Below are 20805 nucleotides of genomic sequence, written 5' to 3' on the forward strand. Positions count from 1 at the left end.
CTTAGCGGTCCACGTCGGCCATAACGAAATCGATACTACCCAGGTAAGCAATCAAGTCCGCGACCATTTCGCCTTTGATCACCGAAGGGATCTGCTGCAAATGGGCAAAACTTGGGGTGCGAATCCGGGTGCGGTAGCTCATGGTGCCGCCGTCGCTCGTCAGGTAATAACTGTTGATGCCCTTGGTCGCTTCGATCATCTGGAAGGATTCGTTGGCCGGCATCACCGGGCCCCACGAAACTTGCAGGAAGTGCGTAATCAAGGTCTCGATGTGCTGCAAGGTGCGCTCTTTGGGCGGCGGCGTGGTCAGCGGGTGGTCCGCCTTGTACGGGCCGGCCGGCATGTTGCGCATGCACTGCTCGATGATTTTCAGGCTCTGGCGCATTTCTTCGACACGCACGATGCAACGGTCATAGGCATCGCCATTGGCCGCCAGCGGCACTTCGAACTCGAAGTTCTCGTAGCCGGAATACGGACGCGCCTTGCGCAGGTCGAAGTCGCACCCGGTAGAGCGCAGGCCAGCACCGGTGACACCCCATTCCAGGGCCTCTTTGGTGTTGTACTGGGCAACGCCGATGGTACGGCCACGCAAGATGCTGTTGTCCAGCGCGGCTTTTTGGTATTCGTCCAGACGCTTGGGCATCCAGTCGATGAATTCCTTGACCAGGCGATCCCAGCCATTTGGCAGGTCGTGGGCAACGCCGCCGATGCGGTACCAGGCCGGGTGCAGGCGGAAACCGGTGATCGCCTCAATCACTTTGTAGGCGCGCTGACGGTCGGTGAAGGTGAAGAACACCGGGGTCATGGCGCCCACATCCTGGATGTACGTCCCCAGGAACAGCAAGTGGCTGGTGATGCGGAAGAATTCGGCCATCATGATGCGGATGGTGTCGACCCGGTCCGGCACTTTGATGCCTGCCAGTTTTTCTACCGAGAGCACATACGGCAGGTTGTTCATCACGCCGCCGAGGTAATCGATACGGTCGGTGTACGGAATGAAACTGTGCCATGACTGGCGCTCAGCCATTTTTTCGGCGCCACGGTGGTGGTAGCCGATGTCAGGCACGCAGTCGACGATTTCTTCGCCGTCCAGTTGCAGAATGATGCGGAAGGCACCGTGAGCCGAAGGGTGGTTCGGGCCCAGGTTGAGGAACATGTAGTCCTCGTTCTCGCCGGAACGCTTCATGCCCCAGTCTTCAGGCTTGAAGCGTGCGGCTTCTTCTTCGAGCTGGACTTTGGCCAGGCTCAGGCTGTACGGGTCGAACTCCGTGGCGCGCGCAGGAAAGTCCTTGCGCAGCGGGTGACCTTCCCAGGTCGGCGGCATCATGATGCGCGACAGGTGAGGGTGCCCGGCGAAGTCGATGCCGAACATGTCCCAGACTTCCCGCTCGTACCAGTTGGCGTTCGGCCAGATCCCGGTCACGGTCGGCAGGCTCAAATCGCCTTCGGACAGGGCCACCTTGATCATGACGTCGCTGTTACGCTCAAGCGACATCAGGTGATAGAAGACGGTGAAATCGGCACCCGACGGCAGGCCCTGACGCTTGGTGCGCAGACGTTCGTCGACACCGTGCAGGTCATAGAGCATGACGTAGGGTTTTGGCAGGTTGCGCAGGAAGGTCAGGACTTCGACCAGTTTGGCGCGGGCAACCCAAAGCACCGGCATGCCGGTGCGCGTGGCCTGGGCAGTGAATGCATCAGGACCAAAACGGTTATTCAGTTCGACAACCACATCGTGGTCGTCAGCCTTGTAAGGCGGGATGTACAGAGCGGAGCCTGTAGTCATGGTTTTTTATCGCTTTCGTTCAACGTAAAGAATGAAGCCAGTGTCTCGTTCTATAAAAAGAAGCGGGGCTGGATCAGACTTCGTCGGGGCTGCGCAGGTTGGTCACCTGAATACGCTGTTCGCGGCGCTGTTCCTTTTGCGATGGCATCTCGGCGCGGTACACGCCTTGCTCGCCAACGACCCAGGAAAGGGGGCGACGCTCCTGGCCAATCGACTCTTGCAAGAGCATCAAGCCTTGCAGGAAAGCCTCCGGGCGGGGTGGGCAGCCGGGTACGTAAACGTCCACGGGCAAAAACTTGTCCACCCCTTGAACCACGGAGTAGATGTCGTACATGCCACCGGAGTTGGCGCACGAACCCATGGAAATGACCCATTTAGGTTCAAGCATTTGCTCGTAGAGGCGCTGAATGATCGGCGCCATCTTGATGAAGCAGGTACCGGCAATAACCATGAAATCCGCCTGACGCGGCGAGGCCCGGATAACTTCGGCGCCAAAGCGCGCGATGTCGTGGGGCGCCGTGAAGGCGGTGGTCATTTCCACGTAGCAGCACGACAAGCCGAAGTTGTACGGCCACAGGGAGTTTTTACGCCCCCAGTTGACCGTGCCGTTCAGCACGTCTTCAAGCTTGCCCATGAAAATGTTTTTGTGGACTTGATCTTCTAACGGATCGGAAACGGTTTCCCGTTTGCCGATCGGGTACTGCTCGTTAGGAGCATCCGGGTCGATCCTGGTGAGTTCGTATTGCATCGCCAAAGCCTCATTGTTTCAGCTTGGCCTGCCGCTTACGACGAGCTTCCGGTGCCCAATCAAGAGCACCCACCCGAAATAGGTAGACAAGGCCTGCCAACAGAATTGCTATGAAAACGAGAGCTTCGACGAATCCGGTCCAGCCGCTTTCGCGAACAGACACAGACCAGGCAAAGAGAAAGAGGGCTTCGATATCGAAGATCACGAACAGCATCGCGACCAGATAGAATTTGGCTGAGAGCCGCAAGCGGGCGCCACCGGTGGGTAGCATGCCGGACTCGAACGGTTCGTTTTTGCTGCGGCCCCAGGCTTTTGACCCGAGGAGGCTGGAGACGCCAAGCATGAAGGCACAAAGGCCGACAACGCCGAGAAGGAAAATGGCAAAGCCCCAGTTGTGGGCTATGAGTCCTGTCGCTTCGGGCATGCTGGTAATCCTTAACAGAGAGCCAATGTCTCTGAGCTCAAAAAGGTAATAAAGCAGTGACGATATGTCGCAGCGCAATTGATGGGCGGGATTTTATGGCTAAACACCCAGCAAGTAAATTTTCTAAGATGAATAAATTCAGTCCTTTAGTGGTATAGCTTCCTCCAAAGTCTACGTAGGCCACGTGGCACGGGCATTACAGCTTATTTCAGCGATGATGTTTTGTTTGCGCTGCAATGAACAACGCGGCGCCCAAATGATAATGAATATCGTTTAAATCCGAGTCTGTTGTTTTACAGCTTAGCCTGCCTGCGCAAGTTGGCTTATATATGTAGCCATTGCAAGTTTCGAACTTGGTTTTCTAACCCGATTCTGTTTTCGATTGATGGACCTGGATCAGGTTTTCGTCGATGTGCGGGGGGATCTTGACGAAATTCGGATAAAAAAACGCCCCGAACCAGTCGGGGCGTTATGTTCAAGGCATTGCGTTTGTTCTTTACAGGCGAGGCAATGGCCGTCGTTTCACTGGTTGCCGGGCAATCAGTGGAACTGTTCTTCTTCGGTCGAACCGGTCAGGGCGGTGACCGAGGACGAGCCACCCTGAATCACGGTGGTCATGTCATCGAAGTAACCGGTGCCTACTTCCTGCTGGTGTGCAACGAAGGTGTAACCCTTGGCGGCGTCAGCAAACTCCTGCTCTTGCAGCTTCACGTAGGCGGTCATGTCGTTACGGGCGTAGTCGTGCGCCAGGTTGAACATGCTGTGCCACATGTTGTGAATGCCAGCCAGGGTGATGAACTGATGCTTGTAGCCCATTGCCGACAGTTCGCGCTGGAATTTGGCGATGGTCGCGTCGTCCAGGTTTTTCTTCCAGTTGAAGGAAGGCGAGCAGTTGTAGGACAGAATCTGGTCCGGGTATTCCTTTTTGATCGCTTCAGCAAAGCGGCGCGCTTCGTCCAAGTCCGGCTTGGCGGTTTCACACCAGATCAGGTCGGCGTACGGCGCGTAGGCCAGGCCACGGGCAATCGCTTGATCCAGGCCAGCGCGCACTTTGTAGAAGCCTTCCTTCGTGCGTTCACCGGAGACAAATGGCTTGTCGTACGGATCGCAGTCGGAAGTCAGCAAGTCGGCAGCGTTAGCATCGGTACGGGCCAGAATGATGGTCGGTACGCCTGCCACGTCGGCAGCCAGTCGGGCCGCAGTCAGCTTCTGTACGGCTTCCTGGGTGGGCACCAATACCTTGCCGCCCATGTGCCCGCATTTTTTAACCGACGCCAGTTGGTCTTCGAAGTGAACGCCTGCAGCGCCGGCTTCGATCATGTTCTTCATCAGCTCGTAGGCATTGAGTACGCCGCCGAAACCGGCTTCAGCATCTGCCACGATGGGGGCGAAGTAGTCGATATAACCTTGGTCGCCCGGGTTCTTGCCGGATTTCCACTGAATCTGGTCGGCGCGACGGAACGAGTTATTGATGCGCTTGACCACGGTTGGAACGGAGTCCACCGGGTACAGCGACTGGTCGGGGTACATGGATTCGGCAGAGTTGTTGTCTGCCGCCACTTGCCAACCCGACAGGTAGATAGCCTGGATACCGGCTTTAACCTGTTGTACTGCCTGGCCCCCGGTCAGGGCGCCCATGCAGTTGACGAAATCTTTTTCAGGACGGAAGGACGGGTGTGCGCCCTGAGTCACCAGTTTCCACAGCTTTTCGGCGCCCATTTTTGCAAAGGTGTGCTCGGGTTGAACCGAGCCGCGCAGGCGGACCACGTCAGCAGCGGAGTAATCGCGAGTCACGCCTTTCCAGCGTGGGTTTTCGGCCCAGTCTTTCTCGAGGGCTGCAATTTGCTGTTCGCGTGTCAGTGCCATGGTGATAAACCTCGTCGCATAGGTCTGGGTTGAAAAATTTTTGCTCCACCAGGCACACAACCATTTTGTTCGTATACGTGCGTGAATGGCTTCTCGCTAGCGGTCAGAGGCGCTTTACAGGGCCTCTGATCGGCGGGAGCGGGGCCATCATGCCTTCGCTTTTTTGAGTCGTCAAACGTTTTGTAGTGCTTTTTTGGTGGCACTACATATTTGGTCTAATACGACCCGTCAGTCAGTTTTGGCCTTTTGGGTCGAGTGCGTCGACTTTGACCCGCAATGTCATGTCATCCCGGCTTTGAGTCGAGTAGGTGCGGGTTTGGCCCTGCTGGCCAGCCAGATTCTGGCCGCTGATGCCCGCCACTGTGATCCATTGGCCGAGGGGGCCGCTGACCTGTGTGTCGGTACTTTGCACGTTCACTACATCCGGCTGTTCCTGGCTCATGCGGTCGCGGTTGGTGCTGATCGCCAGGTGTACCGTTTCACCCGTAACGCTGGCGGTGATGTAGAAGCCCTTGGTCACATTGCGATAAGCAGTTTGTGCCGAGAGGCGCCCGTATGCGTCGGTCTGGGTGCTGGTCTGGGGAATGCTTTGGCCTGTCTGGATCAAGGCGGGAACACCTTCAGTGGCCTGAATCTGCTGAACGCCGCCGTCACGGCTGGCGGTGCTGTAGACCCGCGTATTGCTATTGCTGTCAGGCAGGTTGCTATCGCTGGTATCGACGGTGATCAGCAAACGGCGCGCAGGCGTGTCGAGCTGGCTGAGCAAGTCTTCCAGGCCCTGGATTTTCTGGGCCGGGGCCTCGACGATGAGTTGATTGCCGTAAACGGTGACGTTGCCGTCCTTGCCGATGAAGTTCTGGGCCACCGGCAGTAAGTCCGCGCTAGTGCGGTTTTGCAGTGTGATGACTTGGGTATCGGCAAGGGCGCTGAGGCTCAACAGCATCATCAGACCGGCGATGAGTGGGCGTAAGACCATGTCTGTTATCTCCGCAAGGCTTGAAAAGGGATGAAAGCAGTGTGCCAGTTTGTCGGCCTAAATGTGACGGGGTTGAATGACATACAGCAAAACGCCCTGCGATCCGACGATGGCAGGGCGTTTTTTATTCAGGAGCAGCGTTCACGTGTGTCAGGCGGAGCGCACCATGTCCACGTGCGGAATGCCCGCCTCCAGAAACTCGTCGCTCACGATCTTGAACCCGAGCCGCTCATAGAAAGGCGTGGCGTGCACCTGTGCGCTCAGCTTCACCTCTTTCAAGCCGAGTTCTTCGGCTTGTTCGAGGGTGGCCTGCATCAGGGCGTCGCCGACTTTCAGCCCGCGCCAGTCCTTGAGGACGGATACGCGGCCTATCTGGCCATCCGCCAGGAGTCGGGCCGTGCCAATGGCGAAATCGCCCTCAAAGGCCAGAAAGTGTACGGCGCTCATGTCGTCCGAATCCCACTCCAGTTCGGGCGGGACGTGTTGTTCGTTGATAAACACCGCTTCACGGATGCGTCGAAGTTCGGCGTTATCCTTTTGCCAGTCGGCGACACGTACGCGAATTTTATTCATCAGCGAACCCCAGGCTTCCTTGTTTGACCAATTCACACAGCAGGTTGCGGCCATCCTCATCTGCCAGCCACGGGCCGAGGTTTTCGGCATGCAAGGCATCGGCGGCACAGATCATTTTCAAGAGATCGCGCAGTTTGCCCGGCAGCAGACGGCTCTGTCCGCTGGCAAACAGAAGCAGGTCTTCATCCACTTCAGACCAGGCCAGTCGGGCACTCGGGTTGCGGATCAATACCGCGCCCTGGTCGAGACTGCCGAGCAGGTCTTCTTCTTCGAGCTCGGGGCCGACGACGAGTTCCGGATAGCGCGGCTCGGTCATGAACTGGCCGAACCAGGTCAGAAGCATGCGTTCATCGCTCATGTGTTCCGCGAGCAAACCTTTCAAGCGATCCAGCGCATCGCGCTGGATCTGATGCGGGTCGCTGACCGGTTGTGCGTCGGCATCGGTGTAACGTTCTTCATCCGGCAGGTACTGGCTGAGGAAGTCGGTGAAGTGGGTCAGTACTTCAGCGGCGCTCGGGGCGCGGAAACCGACCGAGTAGGTCAGGCAGTCGTCCACGGCTACACCGCTATGGGCAAGGCGTGGCGGCAGATACAGCATGTCGCCGGGTTCCAGTGTCCACTCATCGGTGGCCTGGAAGTCTGCCAGGATGCGCAGGTCGGCGTGTTCCAGCAGGGCGCTGTCGGAGTCGCACATCTGGCCGATCTGCCAGTGGCGCTTACCAGCCCCTTGCAGCAGGAATACGTCGTAATTGTCGAAGTGCGGACCGACGCTGCCGCCGGGGGCGGCGTAGCTGATCATCACGTCGTCAATGCGCCAGCTCGGCAGGAAGCGAAAGTGCTCCAGCAGCTCGCCCACTTCAGGCACGAACTGATCGACGGCTTGCACCAGCAAAGTCCATTCGCGTTCAGGCAGTTTGCCGAACTCATCTTCGGCAAAAGGCCCGCGGCGCAGCTCCCACGGGCGTTCGCCGTGTTCGATGACCAGTCGTGATTCGACCTCCTCTTCAAGTGCCAGACCGGCCAGTTCGTCGGCATCGATCGGGCTTTCGAAGTCAGGGATTGCCTGTCGGATCAGCAGCGGTTTTTTCTGCCAGTAGTCGCGCATGAATTCGCGTGCAGTCATGCCGCCCAGAAGTTGAAGAGGAAGATCAGGATTCATGTGTAACCTATTGAAAAGTTGCGCTTTGTATTCGGGAATAAAAACGCCCGGCACGGCCGGGCGTTAGTAGGTCGTTACAGCACTCAGATGCGCTTGGCCTGTTCGACCGCGTTGCCGATGTAATTGGCAGGGGTCAGCAGCTTCAGCTCGGCCTTGGCCGCTTCCGGCATTTCAAGGCTGTCAATGAACGTCTGCAGTGCTTCAGGGCTGATGCCCTTGCCGCGCGTCAGCTCTTTGAGCTTCTCGTACGGGTTTTCAATGTTGTAGCGGCGCATGACGGTCTGGATCGGCTCCGCCAGCACTTCCCAGCAGGCATCCAGGTCAGCAGCGATTTTCTGGGCGTTGAGCTCCAGTTTGCTGATGCCTTTGAGGCTGGCTTCGTACGCGATCACGCTGTGAGCAAAGCCCACGCCGAGGTTGCGCAGCACGGTGGAGTCGGTCAGGTCGCGCTGCCAGCGGGAGATGGGCAGTTTGCTGGCCAGGTGCTGGAACAGCGCGTTGGCGATCCCCAGGTTGCCTTCGGAGTTTTCGAAGTCGATCGGGTTGACCTTGTGCGGCATGGTCGATGAACCGATCTCGCCCGCGATGGTGCGCTGTTTGAAGTAGCCCAGGGAGATGTAGCCCCAGATGTCGCGGTCGAAGTCGATCAGGATGGTGTTGAAACGCGCAATGGCGTCGAACAGCTCGGCAATGTAGTCGTGCGGTTCGATCTGCGTGGTGTATGGGTTGAAACCCAGGCCCAGTTCGTCTTCGATGAAGGCGCGGGCGTTGGCTTCCCAGTCGATCTGCGGGTAGGCCGACAGGTGGGCGTTGTAGTTGCCCACGGCGCCGTTGATTTTACCCAGCAGCGGTACGGCGGCCACTTGAGCGATCTGGCGCTCCAGGCGGTAAACCACGTTGGCCAGCTCTTTACCCAGGGTGGTAGGCGACGCCGGTTGACCGTGGGTGCGCGACAGCATCGGCACGTCGGCAAAGCGGATGGCCAGTTCACGGATGGCTTCAGCGGTTTGACGCATCAGTGGCAGCATCACCTCATCACGGCCTTCGCGCAGCATCAGGGCGTGGGACAGGTTGTTGATGTCCTCGCTCGTGCAGGCAAAGTGGATGAATTCGCTGACATTGGCCAGTTCCGGCAGCTTGGCAGCCTGCTCCTTGAGCAGGTACTCAATGGCTTTGACGTCGTGGTTGGTGGTGCGCTCGATCTCTTTGACGCGTTCGGCGTGTTCCAGAGAGAAGTTTTCGGCCAGTTCATTCAGAACGGCGTTGGCTTCGGGGGAGAAGGCCGGGACTTCCGGGATGGCGGCGTGGGCAGCCAAACGCTGGAGCCAGCGAACTTCAACCAATACGCGGGCACGGATCAGGCCGTACTCGCTGAAAATAGGGCGCAGGGCCTGGGTTTTGCCGGCGTAGCGGCCGTCAACAGGGGAAACCGCAGTGAGCGAAGAGAGCTTCATGGGGTGTTCTCGGACAGTCGGGCAACGAAATGGGGCGCGTATCATACATGAAAAAACGGCCGGTCCGTTGCCAAGTGACCGGCGTCATACGCGAAGCGACGTTACAAAGGTGTGCGTTCTGGCGGGTGTTAGCCGCGCAGCATCGGATAAAGCTCTTTGAGCAGCTTGCGACGGCTGAATACCAGCTGCCAGCGATGACCGCCCAATTGGCGCCACAAGCGAGCCGAGCGGATCCCGGCCAGCAGCAGAGCGCGAATTTTGGCGGCGTTGCTGGGTTGTTGCAGGTTGCGCATGTCGCCGTGGACCTGAATGCGCTGGCGCAGCGTGCTGAGGGTGTCCTGATACAGTGCGCCACAGGCAGCCACGACGTTTTCATGGGCCGGACCGAAGTGCTCGACCTGGGACTGGATCTGCGGCAAGCGTTTGCCGATCAGTTCAAGCATGTCGTCACGCTTGGCCAGTTGGCGCTCCAGGTTGAGCATCGACAGGGCGTAGCGCAAAGGCTCGCGCTGCAACGTATTGGGGTCGCGTTCAAGGGCGCCAATGAGGGCCCGGTAACCTTCGCGCAGGTTGATGTCGTCACCGCCAAACACTTCCAGCGTGTCTTTCGGGTCGCGCACCAGCAATGTGCCAAGCATGCAGGCCAGATCCGCTTCGCCGACCTGGCCGGTGCGGGCGATTTTGTCCACCAGCACGGCAGCCAGAAAAACCCCGCCGAGTGCGATCAGTTGTTCCTGGGTGGCATTCATGCCTGTTCGCCCTTGTGGTTCCAGGGTTCGGCCACTTCGATCACGCCGCCACCCAGGCACACTTCGCCATCGTAGAACACCACTGACTGGCCGGGTGTAACGGCGCGTTGCGGGTCATCGAAGGTCGCGCGGTAGCCGCTGGCGGTTTTTTCCACCGTGCAGGGCTGATCGCTCTGGCGATAACGCACTTTGGCGGTCAGGCGCAGCGGGCTGTCGAGGTTAATCGGGTTGACCCAGAAAATCTCCGACGCGAGCAGGGCGCGCGAAAACAGCCATGGGTGATCGTTACCCTGGCCGACAATCAGCTCGTTGTTTTCGAGGTCTTTGTGCAGCACGTACCACGGCTCGTCGCTGGCGTCTTTCAGGCCGCCGATACCCAGGCCCTGCCGCTGGCCAATGGTGTGATACATCAGGCCGTGGTGGCGGCCGATGACTTCGCCGTCGGTGGTTTTGATCTCGCCCGGTTGAGCGGGCAGGTATTGCTTGAGGAAATCGCTGAAACGGCGTTCACCAATGAAGCAAATACCGGTGGAGTCTTTCTTCTTGGCGGTCGCCAGGCCATGTTGCTCGGCAATCTTGCGCACTTCGGGTTTTTCCAGTTCACCGACCGGGAACAGGGTGCGGGCAATTTGCTCGCCGCCTACCGCGTGCAGGAAGTAGCTCTGGTCTTTGTTTGGGTCCAGGCCCTTGAGCAGCTCGGTGCGGCCGTCGATGTCGCGACGGCGCACGTAGTGGCCGGTGGCAATCAGGTCGGCGCCAAGCATCAGGGCGTAGTCGAGAAACGCCTTGAACTTGATTTCACGGTTACACAGGATGTCCGGGTTAGGCGTGCGTCCGGCCTTGTATTCGGCCAGGAAGTGTTCAAACACGTTGTCCCAGTATTCGGCGGCAAAATTGGCGGTGTGCAGCTTGATGCCGATTTTGTCGCACACGGCCTGGGCGTCTGCCAGGTCATCCATGGCGGTGCAATAATCCGTTCCGTCGTCTTCCTCCCAGTTCTTCATGAACAGGCCTTCCACCTGATAGCCCTGCTCCATGAGCAGAACGGCGGAAACGGAAGAGTCAACACCGCCGGACATGCCGACAATGACGCGCTGTTTTTCGGGGGCGACTAAGGCTGGATCACGCATAGGGTTTCAATGAGTGTCTTGAAAAAGGACGCGATTCTAGCAGGCCCGAGCGCTCAAGGCTAAACCGAAGGGCGGATTAACGAGAGGTCAAACAATTTTCCGGACAGATAATCGTCGATGCAAAGCAAGGTCAGTTCGCTGCGCCAGCGGTGGCGTTGTGCGAGTAACTCGTCGCGGGTCAACCACCGCGGGCCGATAATCCCCGTATCGAGCGGTGAGTCGGGGTGATGCTTGAGCGCTTTGCCTGCAAAGCACACGCGCTGATAGGTCACACCATTGCTGGGGGCGGTGTACAGGTAAATGCCGATCACGCCAGTCAATTCAACGTCATAGCCGGTTTCTTCGAAGGTCTCGCGAATCGCGGCCTGGATCAGGCTTTCATTGGGGTCCAGATGCCCGGCAGGCTGATTAAGCACAGCGCGCTCGTGCTTGAGCTCTTCGACCATCAGGAAGCGACCATGGTCTTCGACGACCGTGGCAACTGTGATGTGGGGTTTCCATTCCATAAAATGTGCTCGGCTTGAAGGAGGGTGGGTTCTGGATCCTACAGAAAGTGTGTGCCAACCCCAACCTCTGCAGGTGTCGGCAGTGGGAAGCCCAAAAACACAAACCCCGGCGTCGTGGGCCGGGGTTTGTGGTGTTGCGGTGTTGCTCTTACACCGAAGCGATGATCGCGTTCAGTGTGGCGCTAGGGCGCATAACGTTGCTGACCTTGTCGGCATCGGCGTGGTAGTAACCACCGATGTCGACCGGCTTGCCCTGAACGGCGTTGAGTTCGGCAACGATGGTTGCTTCGTTCTCGGCCATGGCCTTTGCCACTGGGGCAAACTGGGCTTGCAAGTCTTTGTCTTCGGTCTGGGCTGCCAGGGCTTGTGCCCAGTACAGAGCCAGGTAGAAGTGGCTACCGCGGTTGTCGATATTGCCGACTTTGCGCGATGGCGATTTGTTGTTGTCGAGGAACTGGCCAGTGGCCTGGTCCAGGGTTTTGGCCAACACCAACGCTTTCGGGTTGTTGTAGGTCGTGCCCAGGTGCTCCAGGGAAGCAGCCAGTGCCAGGAATTCGCCCAGCGAGTCCCAACGCAGGAAGTTTTCTTCCAGCAGTTGCTGCACGTGCTTGGGTGCCGAACCGCCCGCGCCGGTTTCGAACAGGCCGCCGCCATTCATCAGCGGAACGATCGACAGCATTTTGGCGCTGGTGCCCAGCTCCATGATCGGGAACAGGTCAGTCAGGTAGTCGCGCAGAACGTTACCGGTCACCGAGATAGTGTCCAGACCCTTGCGGGTGCGCTCCAGCGTGAACTTCATGGCCTCAACCGGGGACATGATGCGAATGTCCAGGCCGCTGGTGTCGTGATCCTTCAGGTAAGCCTGAACTTTCTCGATCATCACGCCGTCGTGGCTACGTTGTGGGTCCAGCCAGAAAACAGCAGGGGTGTTGCTGGCGCGAGCGCGGTTGACGGCCAGTTTGACCCAGTCGCGGATCGGCGCGTCTTTGGCCTGGCACATGCGCCAGATATCGCCCGCTTCGACTTTTTGTTCCATCAACACGTTGCCGTTGCTGTCGCTCACGCGAACCACGCCATCGGTCTTGATCTGGAAGGTCTTGTCGTGGGAGCCGTACTCTTCGGCTTTCTGGGCCATCAGGCCAACGTTTGGCACGCTGCCCATGGTGGTCGGATCGAAGGCGCCGTGTTGCTTGCAGTCTTCGATAACCGCCTGGTAGATGGTTGCGTAGCAGCGATCCGGGATCACGGCCTTGGCGTCGTGCAGTTGACCGTCAGTGCCCCACATTTTGCCGGAGTCACGGATCATGGCGGGCATCGACGCGTCGACGATGACGTCGCTCGGCACGTGCAGGTTGGTGATGCCTTTGTCGGAGTTAACCATCGCCAGCGCTGGGCGATTGGCGTAGACCGCCTGGATGTCCGCCTCGATTTCGGCTTGCTTGTCCGCCGGCAGGGCCTTGATGCGGGCGTACAGGTCGCCGATGCCGTTGTTCAGGTTGAAACCGATTTCTTTCAGGACGTCAGCGTGTTTTTCCAGCGCGTCCTTGTAGAACTCGGCCACGATCTGACCAAACATGATCGGGTCGGAGACCTTCATCATGGTGGCTTTCAGGTGAACCGAGAACAGTACGCCTTGTTTCTTGGCGTCTTCGATTTCGGCCGCTACGAACTGGCGCAGGGCTTTTTTGCTCATGACGGAACAATCGATGATCTCGCCGGCCTGTACGGCCGTTTTTTCTTTCAGGACGGTGGTCGTGCCGTCTTGAGCGATCAATTCGATTTTGACGCTGTCCGGGGCTTCAATCAGGGCCGCTTTTTCGCTGCCGTAGAAGTCGCCTTCGCTCATGTGAGCCACGTGGGACTTGGAGTCTGCGGCCCAGGCGCCCATTTTGTGCGGGTGCTTGCGTGCGTAGTTTTTCACCGACAGCGGTGCGCGGCGGTCGGAGTTGCCTTCGCGCAGTACCGGGTTTACGGCGCTGCCCATGACTTTGCTGTAACGCGCTTTGACGTCTTTCTCGGCATCAGTGGTGACTGACTCGGGGTAATCCGGGATATCGAAGCCCTGCGCTTGCAGTTCTTTGATCGCGGCCTGCAATTGCGGGACCGAGGCGCTGATGTTAGGCAGCTTGATGATGTTGGCTTCAGGGGTAACGGCCAGGGCGCCCAATTCGGCGAGGTGGTCTGCTACGGCCTTGGCACCCAATTGCTCGGGGAAGCTGGCAAGGATTCGGCCTGCCAGAGAGATGTCGCGCGTCTCAACAGCGATATCAGCCGGAGCGGTGAACGCTTCGATGATAGGCAGCAGTGAATAGGTGGCGAGGGCCGGAGCTTCGTCGGTGAAGGTATAGATGATCTTCGAACGGGTGGGCATTTCGGATTAACTCTCTTCTTTGCTGAGCGTGCTCAGATTCTCGAGATGCGCAGGGTAGGCGCTTTCGTTCACAGTGAACAATGAGCCGAAAGTCGAGGTTCTTCGCGGTGATGTGAATGCATCAGTAGAGCGTCAAGCGGTCGAGCCGGGGTAACGGCTCAGCCTTTCTAGGCCTGAAAGACTCATTGCAGTGTGGTGCTTCGCGATGACTCCGCGGTCACCGGCGCAGTATACATAGGTCACTAATGTTCCGGCGAGGGCTGAGGTGGATCAGCGGTTATCCATTGGTCTAAGAAGCGTTCGCATATCGCCCTGTATTGTGTCGCTAACCCCTTTGTATCCGGGCTTGTCAGGAGGGTTGTGGCAGGCATGTAACCGGGTATGTAGAACATTCGGTTTGCGTCCCCATTCAACTGGGTTACGCTCGAGAGCGGCATAGATGTTAAACCCACATATGGAGTTCAGCATGGGATACAACAAGATCAAGGTTCCAGCCGCAGGTGAAAAAATCACCGTCAATGCAGACCACTCCCTGAACGTGCCCGACAACCCGATCATTCCTTACATCGAAGGTGACGGCATCGGTGTCGATATCAGCCCGGTCATGATCAAAGTGGTGGATGCTGCTGTGAGCAAGGCCTACGGCGGCAAGCGCAACATCTCCTGGATGGAGGTGTATGCGGGCGAGAAGGCGACTCAGGTTTACGATCAGGACACGTGGCTGCCTCAGGAAACACTGGATGCAGTCAAGGAATACGTCGTGTCGATCAAGGGCCCGCTGACCACGCCGGTCGGTGGCGGTATTCGCTCCTTGAACGTAGCCCTGCGCCAGCAACTCGATCTGTATGTCTGCCTGCGCCCCGTGCGTTGGTTTGAAGGCGTGCCCAGTCCGGTCAAAAAGCCGGGCGACGTCGACATGACCATCTTCCGCGAGAACTCCGAAGACATTTATGCCGGCATCGAATGGAAGGCCGGTTCGCCTGAAGCGAACAAGGTGATCAAGTTCCTGAAAGAAGAAATGGGTGTGACCAAAATCCGTTTCGACCAGGACTGCGGCATCGGCGTCAAACCGGTCTCCCGAGAAGGCACCAAGCGTCTGGCGCGCAAAGCCTTGCAATATGTGGTGGACAACGACCGCGAGTCGCTGACCATCGTGCACAAAGGCAACATCATGAAGTTCACCGAAGGTGCCTTCAAGGAATGGGCTTACGAAGTGGCGGCCGAGGAGTTCGGCGCAACCCTGCTCGACGGCGGCCCGTGGATGCAATTCAAGAACCCTAAAACCGGACGCAATGTCATCGTCAAGGACGCCATTGCCGACGCCATGCTCCAGCAGATTCTGCTGCGTCCCGCCGAATATGACGTGATCGCCACGCTCAATCTCAACGGCGACTACCTGTCCGATGCACTTGCAGCAGAAGTGGGCGGTATCGGTATTGCGCCGGGCGCCAACCTGTCGGACACCATCGCAATGTTCGAGGCCACCCACGGCACGGCGCCCAAGTACGCGGGCAAGGATCAGGTCAACCCCGGATCGCTCATTCTGTCTGCTGAAATGATGCTGCGACACATGGGCTGGACCGAAGCGGCGGACCTGATTATCAAAGGCACCAATGGTGCAATTTCGGCCAAAACCGTGACGTATGACTTCGAACGCCTGATGGAAGGCGCCACGTTGGTGTCGTCTTCAGGTTTTGGCGATGCGCTGATTGCCCATATGTAGGGCTTTAATGACAGAAAAGGCCGATTCATGTGAATGAATCGGCCTTTTTTTGCACTGACTGTGGGATCGGCGGGTCAGACCGAGAGGGTGTTGGCCTCTGTCGCAGTCGTGGGGGAGGTGACTTTATTGCTGGTGATCTTCACTGCGTGCAGGCCTTTGGGGCCTTGAGTGATTTGGAAATTGACTGGCTGGCCCGCTTTGAGCGTCTTGTAGCCGTCCATTTCAATGGCTGAAAAGTGGGCGAAAAAGTCGATCTTGTCTCCGTGTTCATCTTTGCCTTCCTTGGCGTCCGTGTTGATAAAGCCGAAGCCTTTGGCATTGTTGAACCACTTGACCGTGCCTTGCATACTCATATCCCTCTGCTGCAAACGACTCCATCACTGGAGTATCATCCAGTTCACTCGCACATCGACCCTGAAAGTGGTTGACTGTGCGGACCTTTACTCCCCACATTGGGTACCAATGGTTGTAACACCGTTTTACCGATAGTCAAGGTCACGCGGCGGCGCTGTTGAAATTTGACGCGTCTGCCTCCATCACTGTAACCGCACAACGACGAACCTTTCTTTCCATGCATGCAATCAGCCAGATTCGACTAACATTCAATCAGGATCGACCCGATTTTGATGACGACGACTCCGCTGGCTTGGCTGTGCAAGAGGCTAAGCCCGCACTTCAGGCGCCGCCGATGTACAAGGTGGTTTTGTTCAACGATGACTACACACCCATGGATTTCGTCGTCGAAGTACTTGAGGTGTTTTTTAACTTGAATCGCGAATTGGCGACCAAGGTCATGCTGGCCGTTCATACAGAAGGACGGGCAGTGTGCGGCATCTTTACCCGCGACATTGCCGAGACCAAGGCCATGCAGGTAAATCAGTACGCACGCGAAAGCCAGCATCCGCTACTCTGTGAAATCGAGAAGGACGGTTAACGCCGACCACTTGGGTATGAGGTGAAGCCATGTTAAACCGCGAGCTCGAAGTCACCCTCAATCTTGCCTTCAAGGAAGCCCGCTCCAAGCGTCATGAGTTCATGACGGTTGAGCACCTCCTTCTTGCGCTTTTAGATAATGAGGCAGCCGCAACCGTTCTACGCGCCTGCGGCGCAAACCTCGACAAACTCAAGCATGACCTGCAAGAGTTTATTGATTCCACAACCCCTCTGATCCCCGTTCACGATGAAGACCGTGAAACCCAGCCTACGCTCGGTTTTCAACGGGTTCTGCAGCGTGCGGTATTTCACGTCCAAAGTTCGGGCAAGCGTGAAGTGACCGGCGCCAACGTGCTGGTGGCCATTTTCAGCGAGCAGGAAAGCCAGGCGGTATTCCTGCTCAAGCAACAAAGCGTTGCCCGCATTGATGTGGTGAATTTCATTGCACACGGCATCTCCAAAGTGCCGGGTCACGGTGAACATTCCGACGGCGAACAGGACATGCAGGATGAGGAAGGCGGTGAAACCTCCTCTTCGAGCAATCCGCTGGACGCCTATGCCAGTAACTTGAACGAGCTGGCCCGTCAGGGTCGCATTGACCCGCTGGTTGGGCGTGAGCATGAAGTCGAGCGCGTGGCTCAAATCCTTGCGCGGCGCCGTAAAAACAACCCGTTGCTGGTCGGTGAGGCCGGGGTGGGTAAAACCGCAATTGCCGAAGGCCTGGCTAAACGTATTGTTGATAATCAAGTCCCGGACTTGCTGGCCAATAGCATCGTCTACTCGCTGGATCTGGGCGCGTTACTGGCCGGTACCAAATACCGTGGCGATTTCGAGAAGCGGTTCAAGGCGTTGCTGGGTGAGCTGAAGAAGCGCCCGCAAGCCATCCTGTTTATCGATGAGATCCACACCATTATTGGTGCTGGCGCTGCATCGGGTGGCGTGATGGACGCGTCCAATCTGCTCAAGCCGCTCCTGTCTTCCGGGGACATCCGCTGCATCGGTTCCACGACGTTCCAGGAATTTCGTGGCATTTTCGAGAAGGACCGTGCACTGGCGCGTCGCTTCCAGAAAGTGGACGTGTCTGAGCCGTCGGTTGAAGACACCATCGGCATTCTGCGCGGGCTGAAAGGGCGTTTTGAGCAGCACCACAGCATCGAATACAGCGACGAATCGCTGCGTGCCGCGGCTGAGCTGGCATCACGCTACATCAATGATCGCCATATGCCCGACAAGGCCATTGATGTCATCGACGAGGCGGGTGCTTACCAGCGCCTGCAACCGGTTGAGAAGCGCGTCAAGCGTATCGAGGTCGAGCAGGTGGAAGACATCGTGGCGAAAATCGCCCGAATTCCGCCTAAGCATGTGTCCAGTTCCGATAAAGAACTCCTGCGCAACCTTGAGCGTGACTTGAAACTGACCGTATTTGGTCAGGATGCGGCCATTGATTCTTTGTCGACGGCCATCAAGCTCTCCCGTGCAGGGCTCAAGTCGCCTGACAAACCGGTCGGTTCCTTCCTGTTCGCAGGCCCGACGGGCGTGGGTAAAACCGAAGCGGCCCGTCAACTGGCCAAGGCGCTGGGTGTTGAGCTGGTGCGCTTTGACATGTCCGAGTACATGGAAAGGCACACCGTCTCGCGTCTGATCGGTGCTCCTCCCGGGTACGTAGGGTTTGATCAGGGGGGGTTGCTGACGGAGGCAATCACCAAGCAGCCGCATTGCGTGTTGCTGCTCGATGAAATCGAGAAGGCGCACCCTGAAGTCTTTAACCTGTTGTTGCAGGTCATGGACCACGGGACGCTCACCGACAACAACGGGCGCAAGGCCGACTTCCGTAACGTGATCATTATCATGACCACCAATGCCGGGGCCGAGACCGCTTCCAGGGCTTCGATCGGGTTTACCTTCCAGGATCACTCGTCCGATGCCATGGAAGCGATCAAGAAAAGCTTCACGCCGGAGTTCCGCAACCGCCTGGACACCATTATTCAGTTTGGTCGCCTCAGTCACGAGGTCATCAAAAGCGTGGTGGACAAGTTCCTTACCGAGCTTCAGGCGCAGCTGGAAGACAAACACGTGCAGCTTGATGTCACAGACGCGGCACGTGGCTGGCTGGCGGCGGGTGGTTACGATGTGCTGATGGGTGCGCGTCCGATGGCGCGTCTGATTCAGGACAAGATCAAGCGCCCGCTGGCGGAAGAGATCCTTTTTGGCGAATTGGCCGATCATGGCGGTGTGGTTCACATCGACCTGAAAGACGGCGAGTTGACCTTCGAGTTTGAAACCGCGGTTGAAATGGCTTAAAGCAGCCCAGCATAAAAAAAGCGCCGAAAGGCGCTTTTTTTTATGGCGTGATGATCCGGATGCTGACAAATCGCAGGCAAACAAAAACGCCCGGCAGAACCGGGCGTTTTGTATTGACTTGATTAGCGAGCGCGGTAAGTGATGCGCCCTTTGCTCAAGTCATAGGGCGTCAGCTCGACGCGCACTTTGTCACCGGTAAGAATACGGATGTAGTTCTTGCGCATCTTGCCGGAGATATGCGCGGTTACGACGTGCCCATTTTCCAACTCCACGCGAAACATGGTGTTGGGCAGGGTGTCGACGACAGTGCCTTCCATTTCGAAGCTGTCTTCTTTCGACATGCAGTAAAGCCCTCGGTGTCCAGTGAATGGCCCGGTGCAACTGCGCCAGGCAAAAGCGGCGTGCATTGTGCCCGAAAAGTGGGGTTCACGCCAAGGGGGTTCAGTAAAGAGTGCTCCATCTTTGGTTAATCAGCAGTTCAATAGGCCTGTATTCGGTCTTGTAATTCATTTTTTTGCAGTTTTTGATCCAGTAACCGAGGTAAACGGCTTCCAGTCCAAGGCGCTCGGCTTCCGTGATTTGCCACAGGATGCAATAGCGGCCCAGGCTGCGGCGCTCTTCGTCGGGATCATAAAAGGTGTAAACCGCAGACAGGCCGTTAGGCAGCACATCCGTCACGGCCACTGCCAGCAGCCGTCCGTCCAGCCTGAATTCATAGAATCTGGAAAATGGCAGATCGCGCACCAGAAACGTCGAAAACTGATCGCGGCTGGGCGGGTACATATCGCCATCGGCATGGCGCTGCTCGATGTAGCGCTGATACAGGTCGAAGTGTTCTTCGCTGAACCCCGGCCTGGCCACCTGCACGTGCAGGTCTGCATTGCGCTTGAAGATGCGCTTTTGCTGACGGCTCGGGTTAAACAGCGCCACAGGGATGCGTGTTGCCGTGCATGCATCGCATCGCAGGCAGTGTGGGCGGTAAAGGTGGTCGCCACTGCGGCGAAAGCCCATTTCGGACAAGTCGGCGTACACCTGCACGTCCATCGGCTGGCTGGGATCGAGGAACAGCGTTGTGGCTTGTTCGTCGGGCAGGTAGCTGCAAGCGTGAGGTTGAGTGGCATAAAACTTCAAACGCGCCAGCTCGGTCATGATCGGCCCTCGGTGAATCCTTGAATTAAGTGTAAGCCAGCTCGGAAAACTCGCCCGTTAAACCTGGAGTGTTCTCCCGCACCCGGCGCGGGCAACTTTGCGCTACGGTCATGCCTGGCGGGGCCAGCAGGTGGTTGTCGGTTGATCGAGATGGTTGTGCAGGTAATCGGCGAACTGCACGCGCGGGATGGAGCGTGCGCCGAGGCTTTCGAGATGGCGGGTAGGCATCTGACAGTCAATCAAGACAAATCCCCAGGCCTGAAGCTGTTTGACCAGGGTAGCAAATCCGACTTTGGACGCGTTGTCGGCGCGGCTGTACATGGATTCGCCAAAAAACAGTTGGCCCATCGCCAGGCCGTACAAGCCGCCCACCAGTTCATCGTTCTCCCACACCTCAACAGAATGGGCGTGTCCACGTTCGTGAAGTTCGATGTAAGCATTTTGCATGTCGTCCGTGATCCACGTGCCATCGGCGTAGGCGCGTGGTGCCGCGCAAGCCTGGATGACCGCCTGAAAATCTCGGTCGTAGGTAACGGTGTATCGCTGCTGGCGCAGCACTTTGCCCAGACTGCGTGAAACATGCAGCTCATCTGGAAATAGCACCGTGCGCGGGTCTGGCGACCACCACAGGATGGGCTGGCCTTCGGAAAACCACGGAAAACAGCCGTGACGATAGGCCTGGACCAGGCGGTCGGCCGACAAATCGCCGCCTGCGGCAAGCAAACCATTGGGCTCGCGCATGGCGTTGGCCAAGGGGGGGAATGTCAGGGAGTCGCGTTTCAACCAGGTCAGCATGGCATTGAGTCTTACAGTAGAAGGGGAGGGCGGCTGCAACTCTGTCGCGCACGTGCGGTCTCAGTCGATCTGGCAGTCAATTCAGGGGCTGTGTGGCGCCTGTGATAAGTCTTTGTCACACAAGGTAATGCATGCTCAAATTGGCGCTTTGGGGCGTAGCAC

At 57.7% G+C, this 20805-nt stretch carries 19 protein-coding genes; 3 read left to right on the plus strand and 16 right to left on the minus strand.

What is annotated here, in order from left to right:
• Position 1 precedes the first annotated feature (1 nt).
• From nuoC to V6F78_RS00705, 12 genes are all read right to left on the minus strand, one after another.
• Entirely contained in the window at positions 2–1786 is a 1785-nt protein-coding gene (nuoC, locus tag V6F78_RS00650; protein ID WP_047274306.1) for an NADH-quinone oxidoreductase subunit C/D, read from the minus strand.
• A gap of 73 nt (positions 1787–1859) precedes the next feature.
• A complete protein-coding gene (locus tag V6F78_RS00655) occupies positions 1860–2534 on the minus strand; it encodes a NuoB/complex I 20 kDa subunit family protein (protein ID WP_019412096.1) in 675 nt (224 codons plus the stop codon).
• Between the two features lie 10 nt (positions 2535–2544).
• Entirely contained in the window at positions 2545–2958 is a 414-nt protein-coding gene (locus V6F78_RS00660; protein WP_003446990.1) for an NADH-quinone oxidoreductase subunit A, read from the minus strand.
• 540 nt (positions 2959–3498) lie between these two features.
• Positions 3499–4824: an isocitrate lyase gene (aceA, locus tag V6F78_RS00665; protein WP_047274311.1), complete on the minus strand. Its 1326-nt coding sequence runs from the start codon at positions 4822–4824 to the stop codon at positions 3499–3501.
• Positions 4825–5056: 232 nt separating this feature from the next.
• Positions 5057–5800, minus strand: a complete 744-nt coding sequence (locus V6F78_RS00670; RefSeq protein WP_048375869.1) for a secretin N-terminal domain-containing protein — start codon at positions 5798–5800, stop codon at positions 5057–5059.
• A 150-nt stretch (positions 5801–5950) separates the two neighbouring features.
• Positions 5951–6373, minus strand: coding sequence for a GNAT family N-acetyltransferase (locus V6F78_RS00675; protein ID WP_332726441.1), 423 nt, complete (start codon positions 6371–6373; stop codon positions 5951–5953).
• On the minus strand, positions 6366–7532 hold the full coding sequence (locus tag V6F78_RS00680) for a ribosomal protein uL16 3-hydroxylase (RefSeq protein ID WP_047280448.1): 1167 nt from the start codon (positions 7530–7532) through the stop codon (positions 6366–6368). Before V6F78_RS00680 ends, V6F78_RS00675 begins: the two co-directional genes overlap by 8 nt.
• An 83-nt stretch (positions 7533–7615) precedes the next feature.
• Positions 7616–8986 carry an adenylosuccinate lyase gene (purB, locus tag V6F78_RS00685; RefSeq protein ID WP_169858786.1) on the minus strand — a complete coding sequence of 457 codons (1371 nt, stop codon included), beginning with the start codon at positions 8984–8986 and terminating at the stop codon, positions 7616–7618.
• Between the two features lie 128 nt (positions 8987–9114).
• On the minus strand, positions 9115–9735 hold the full coding sequence (gene hflD / locus V6F78_RS00690; protein WP_047274318.1) for a high frequency lysogenization protein HflD: 621 nt from the start codon (positions 9733–9735) through the stop codon (positions 9115–9117).
• Positions 9732–10865, minus strand: coding sequence for a tRNA 2-thiouridine(34) synthase MnmA (gene mnmA, locus V6F78_RS00695; RefSeq protein WP_047292781.1), 1134 nt, complete (start codon positions 10863–10865; stop codon positions 9732–9734). The genes hflD and mnmA overlap by 4 nt, the downstream gene beginning before the upstream one ends.
• Positions 10866–10924: 59 nt before the next feature.
• The gene (locus V6F78_RS00700; protein WP_047292783.1) at positions 10925–11371 is read right to left on the minus strand and encodes an NUDIX hydrolase; all 447 of its coding nucleotides are present in this window, start codon (positions 11369–11371) and stop codon (positions 10925–10927) included.
• Between the two features lie 148 nt (positions 11372–11519).
• Positions 11520–13742, minus strand: a complete 2223-nt coding sequence (locus tag V6F78_RS00705) for an NADP-dependent isocitrate dehydrogenase (protein WP_047292785.1) — start codon at positions 13740–13742, stop codon at positions 11520–11522.
• Between the two features lie 466 nt (positions 13743–14208).
• Here V6F78_RS00705 and icd point away from each other — a divergent pair, with 466 nt between their 5' ends.
• Positions 14209–15465, plus strand: a complete 1257-nt coding sequence (gene icd, locus V6F78_RS00710) for an NADP-dependent isocitrate dehydrogenase (protein WP_047274325.1) — start codon at positions 14209–14211, stop codon at positions 15463–15465.
• 74 nt (positions 15466–15539) lie between these two features.
• Here the strand turns inward: icd and V6F78_RS00715 are convergent, their stop codons facing one another.
• On the minus strand, positions 15540–15812 hold the full coding sequence (locus V6F78_RS00715) for a cold shock domain-containing protein (RefSeq protein ID WP_143517929.1): 273 nt from the start codon (positions 15810–15812) through the stop codon (positions 15540–15542).
• A gap of 224 nt (positions 15813–16036) precedes the next feature.
• Here V6F78_RS00715 and clpS point away from each other — a divergent pair, with 224 nt between their 5' ends.
• A complete protein-coding gene (gene clpS, locus V6F78_RS00720; RefSeq protein WP_047274327.1) occupies positions 16037–16399 on the plus strand; it encodes an ATP-dependent Clp protease adapter ClpS in 363 nt (120 codons plus the stop codon).
• A 29-nt stretch (positions 16400–16428) separates the two neighbouring features.
• The gene (gene clpA / locus V6F78_RS00725) at positions 16429–18699 is read left to right on the plus strand and encodes an ATP-dependent Clp protease ATP-binding subunit ClpA (RefSeq protein WP_047274328.1); all 2271 of its coding nucleotides are present in this window, start codon (positions 16429–16431) and stop codon (positions 18697–18699) included.
• A 122-nt stretch (positions 18700–18821) separates the two neighbouring features.
• Here the strand turns inward: clpA and infA are convergent, their stop codons facing one another.
• The 3 genes from infA to aat all read right to left on the minus strand — a co-directional run bounded on the left by infA (position 18822) and on the right by aat (position 20643).
• A complete protein-coding gene (gene infA / locus V6F78_RS00730; RefSeq protein WP_002553999.1) occupies positions 18822–19040 on the minus strand; it encodes a translation initiation factor IF-1 in 219 nt (72 codons plus the stop codon).
• Positions 19041–19140: 100 nt separating this feature from the next.
• On the minus strand, positions 19141–19848 hold the full coding sequence (locus V6F78_RS00735; RefSeq protein ID WP_047274330.1) for an arginyltransferase: 708 nt from the start codon (positions 19846–19848) through the stop codon (positions 19141–19143).
• Positions 19849–19956: 108 nt separating this feature from the next.
• Positions 19957–20643, minus strand: coding sequence for a leucyl/phenylalanyl-tRNA--protein transferase (gene aat, locus V6F78_RS00740; protein ID WP_332726442.1), 687 nt, complete (start codon positions 20641–20643; stop codon positions 19957–19959).
• Between the last annotated feature and the right edge of the window lie 162 nt (positions 20644–20805).

The sequence above is a fragment of the Pseudomonas sp. ESBL9 genome, from assembly GCF_036668715.1.
Classification (GTDB): Bacteria; Pseudomonadota; Gammaproteobacteria; order Pseudomonadales; family Pseudomonadaceae; genus Aquipseudomonas; species Aquipseudomonas lundensis.

Coding starts and splice junctions, on each gene's coding strand:
- nuoC (WP_047274306.1), bottom strand. CDS start 1,786: ATGACTACAGGCTCCGCTCTGTACATCCCGCCTTACAAGGCTGACGAC.
- V6F78_RS00655 (WP_019412096.1), bottom strand. CDS start 2,534: ATGCAATACGAACTCACCAGGATCGACCCGGATGCTCCTAACGAGCAG.
- V6F78_RS00660 (WP_003446990.1), bottom strand. CDS start 2,958: ATGCCCGAAGCGACAGGACTCATAGCCCACAACTGGGGCTTTGCCATT.
- aceA (WP_047274311.1), bottom strand. CDS start 4,824: ATGGCACTGACACGCGAACAGCAAATTGCAGCCCTCGAGAAAGACTGG.
- V6F78_RS00670 (WP_048375869.1), bottom strand. CDS start 5,800: ATGGTCTTACGCCCACTCATCGCCGGTCTGATGATGCTGTTGAGCCTC.
- V6F78_RS00675 (WP_332726441.1), bottom strand. CDS start 6,373: ATGAATAAAATTCGCGTACGTGTCGCCGACTGGCAAAAGGATAACGCC.
- V6F78_RS00680 (WP_047280448.1), bottom strand. CDS start 7,532: ATGAATCCTGATCTTCCTCTTCAACTTCTGGGCGGCATGACTGCACGC.
- purB (WP_169858786.1), bottom strand. CDS start 8,986: ATGAAGCTCTCTTCGCTCACTGCGGTTTCCCCTGTTGACGGCCGCTAC.
- hflD (WP_047274318.1), bottom strand. CDS start 9,735: ATGAATGCCACCCAGGAACAACTGATCGCACTCGGCGGGGTTTTTCTG.
- mnmA (WP_047292781.1), bottom strand. CDS start 10,865: ATGCGTGATCCAGCCTTAGTCGCCCCCGAAAAACAGCGCGTCATTGTC.
- V6F78_RS00700 (WP_047292783.1), bottom strand. CDS start 11,371: ATGGAATGGAAACCCCACATCACAGTTGCCACGGTCGTCGAAGACCAT.
- V6F78_RS00705 (WP_047292785.1), bottom strand. CDS start 13,742: ATGCCCACCCGTTCGAAGATCATCTATACCTTCACCGACGAAGCTCCG.
- icd (WP_047274325.1), top strand. CDS start 14,209: ATGGGATACAACAAGATCAAGGTTCCAGCCGCAGGTGAAAAAATCACC.
- V6F78_RS00715 (WP_143517929.1), bottom strand. CDS start 15,812: ATGCAAGGCACGGTCAAGTGGTTCAACAATGCCAAAGGCTTCGGCTTT.
- clpS (WP_047274327.1), top strand. CDS start 16,037: ATGCATGCAATCAGCCAGATTCGACTAACATTCAATCAGGATCGACCC.
- clpA (WP_047274328.1), top strand. CDS start 16,429: ATGTTAAACCGCGAGCTCGAAGTCACCCTCAATCTTGCCTTCAAGGAA.
- infA (WP_002553999.1), bottom strand. CDS start 19,040: ATGTCGAAAGAAGACAGCTTCGAAATGGAAGGCACTGTCGTCGACACC.
- V6F78_RS00735 (WP_047274330.1), bottom strand. CDS start 19,848: ATGACCGAGCTGGCGCGTTTGAAGTTTTATGCCACTCAACCTCACGCT.
- aat (WP_332726442.1), bottom strand. CDS start 20,643: ATGCTGACCTGGTTGAAACGCGACTCCCTGACATTCCCCCCCTTGGCC.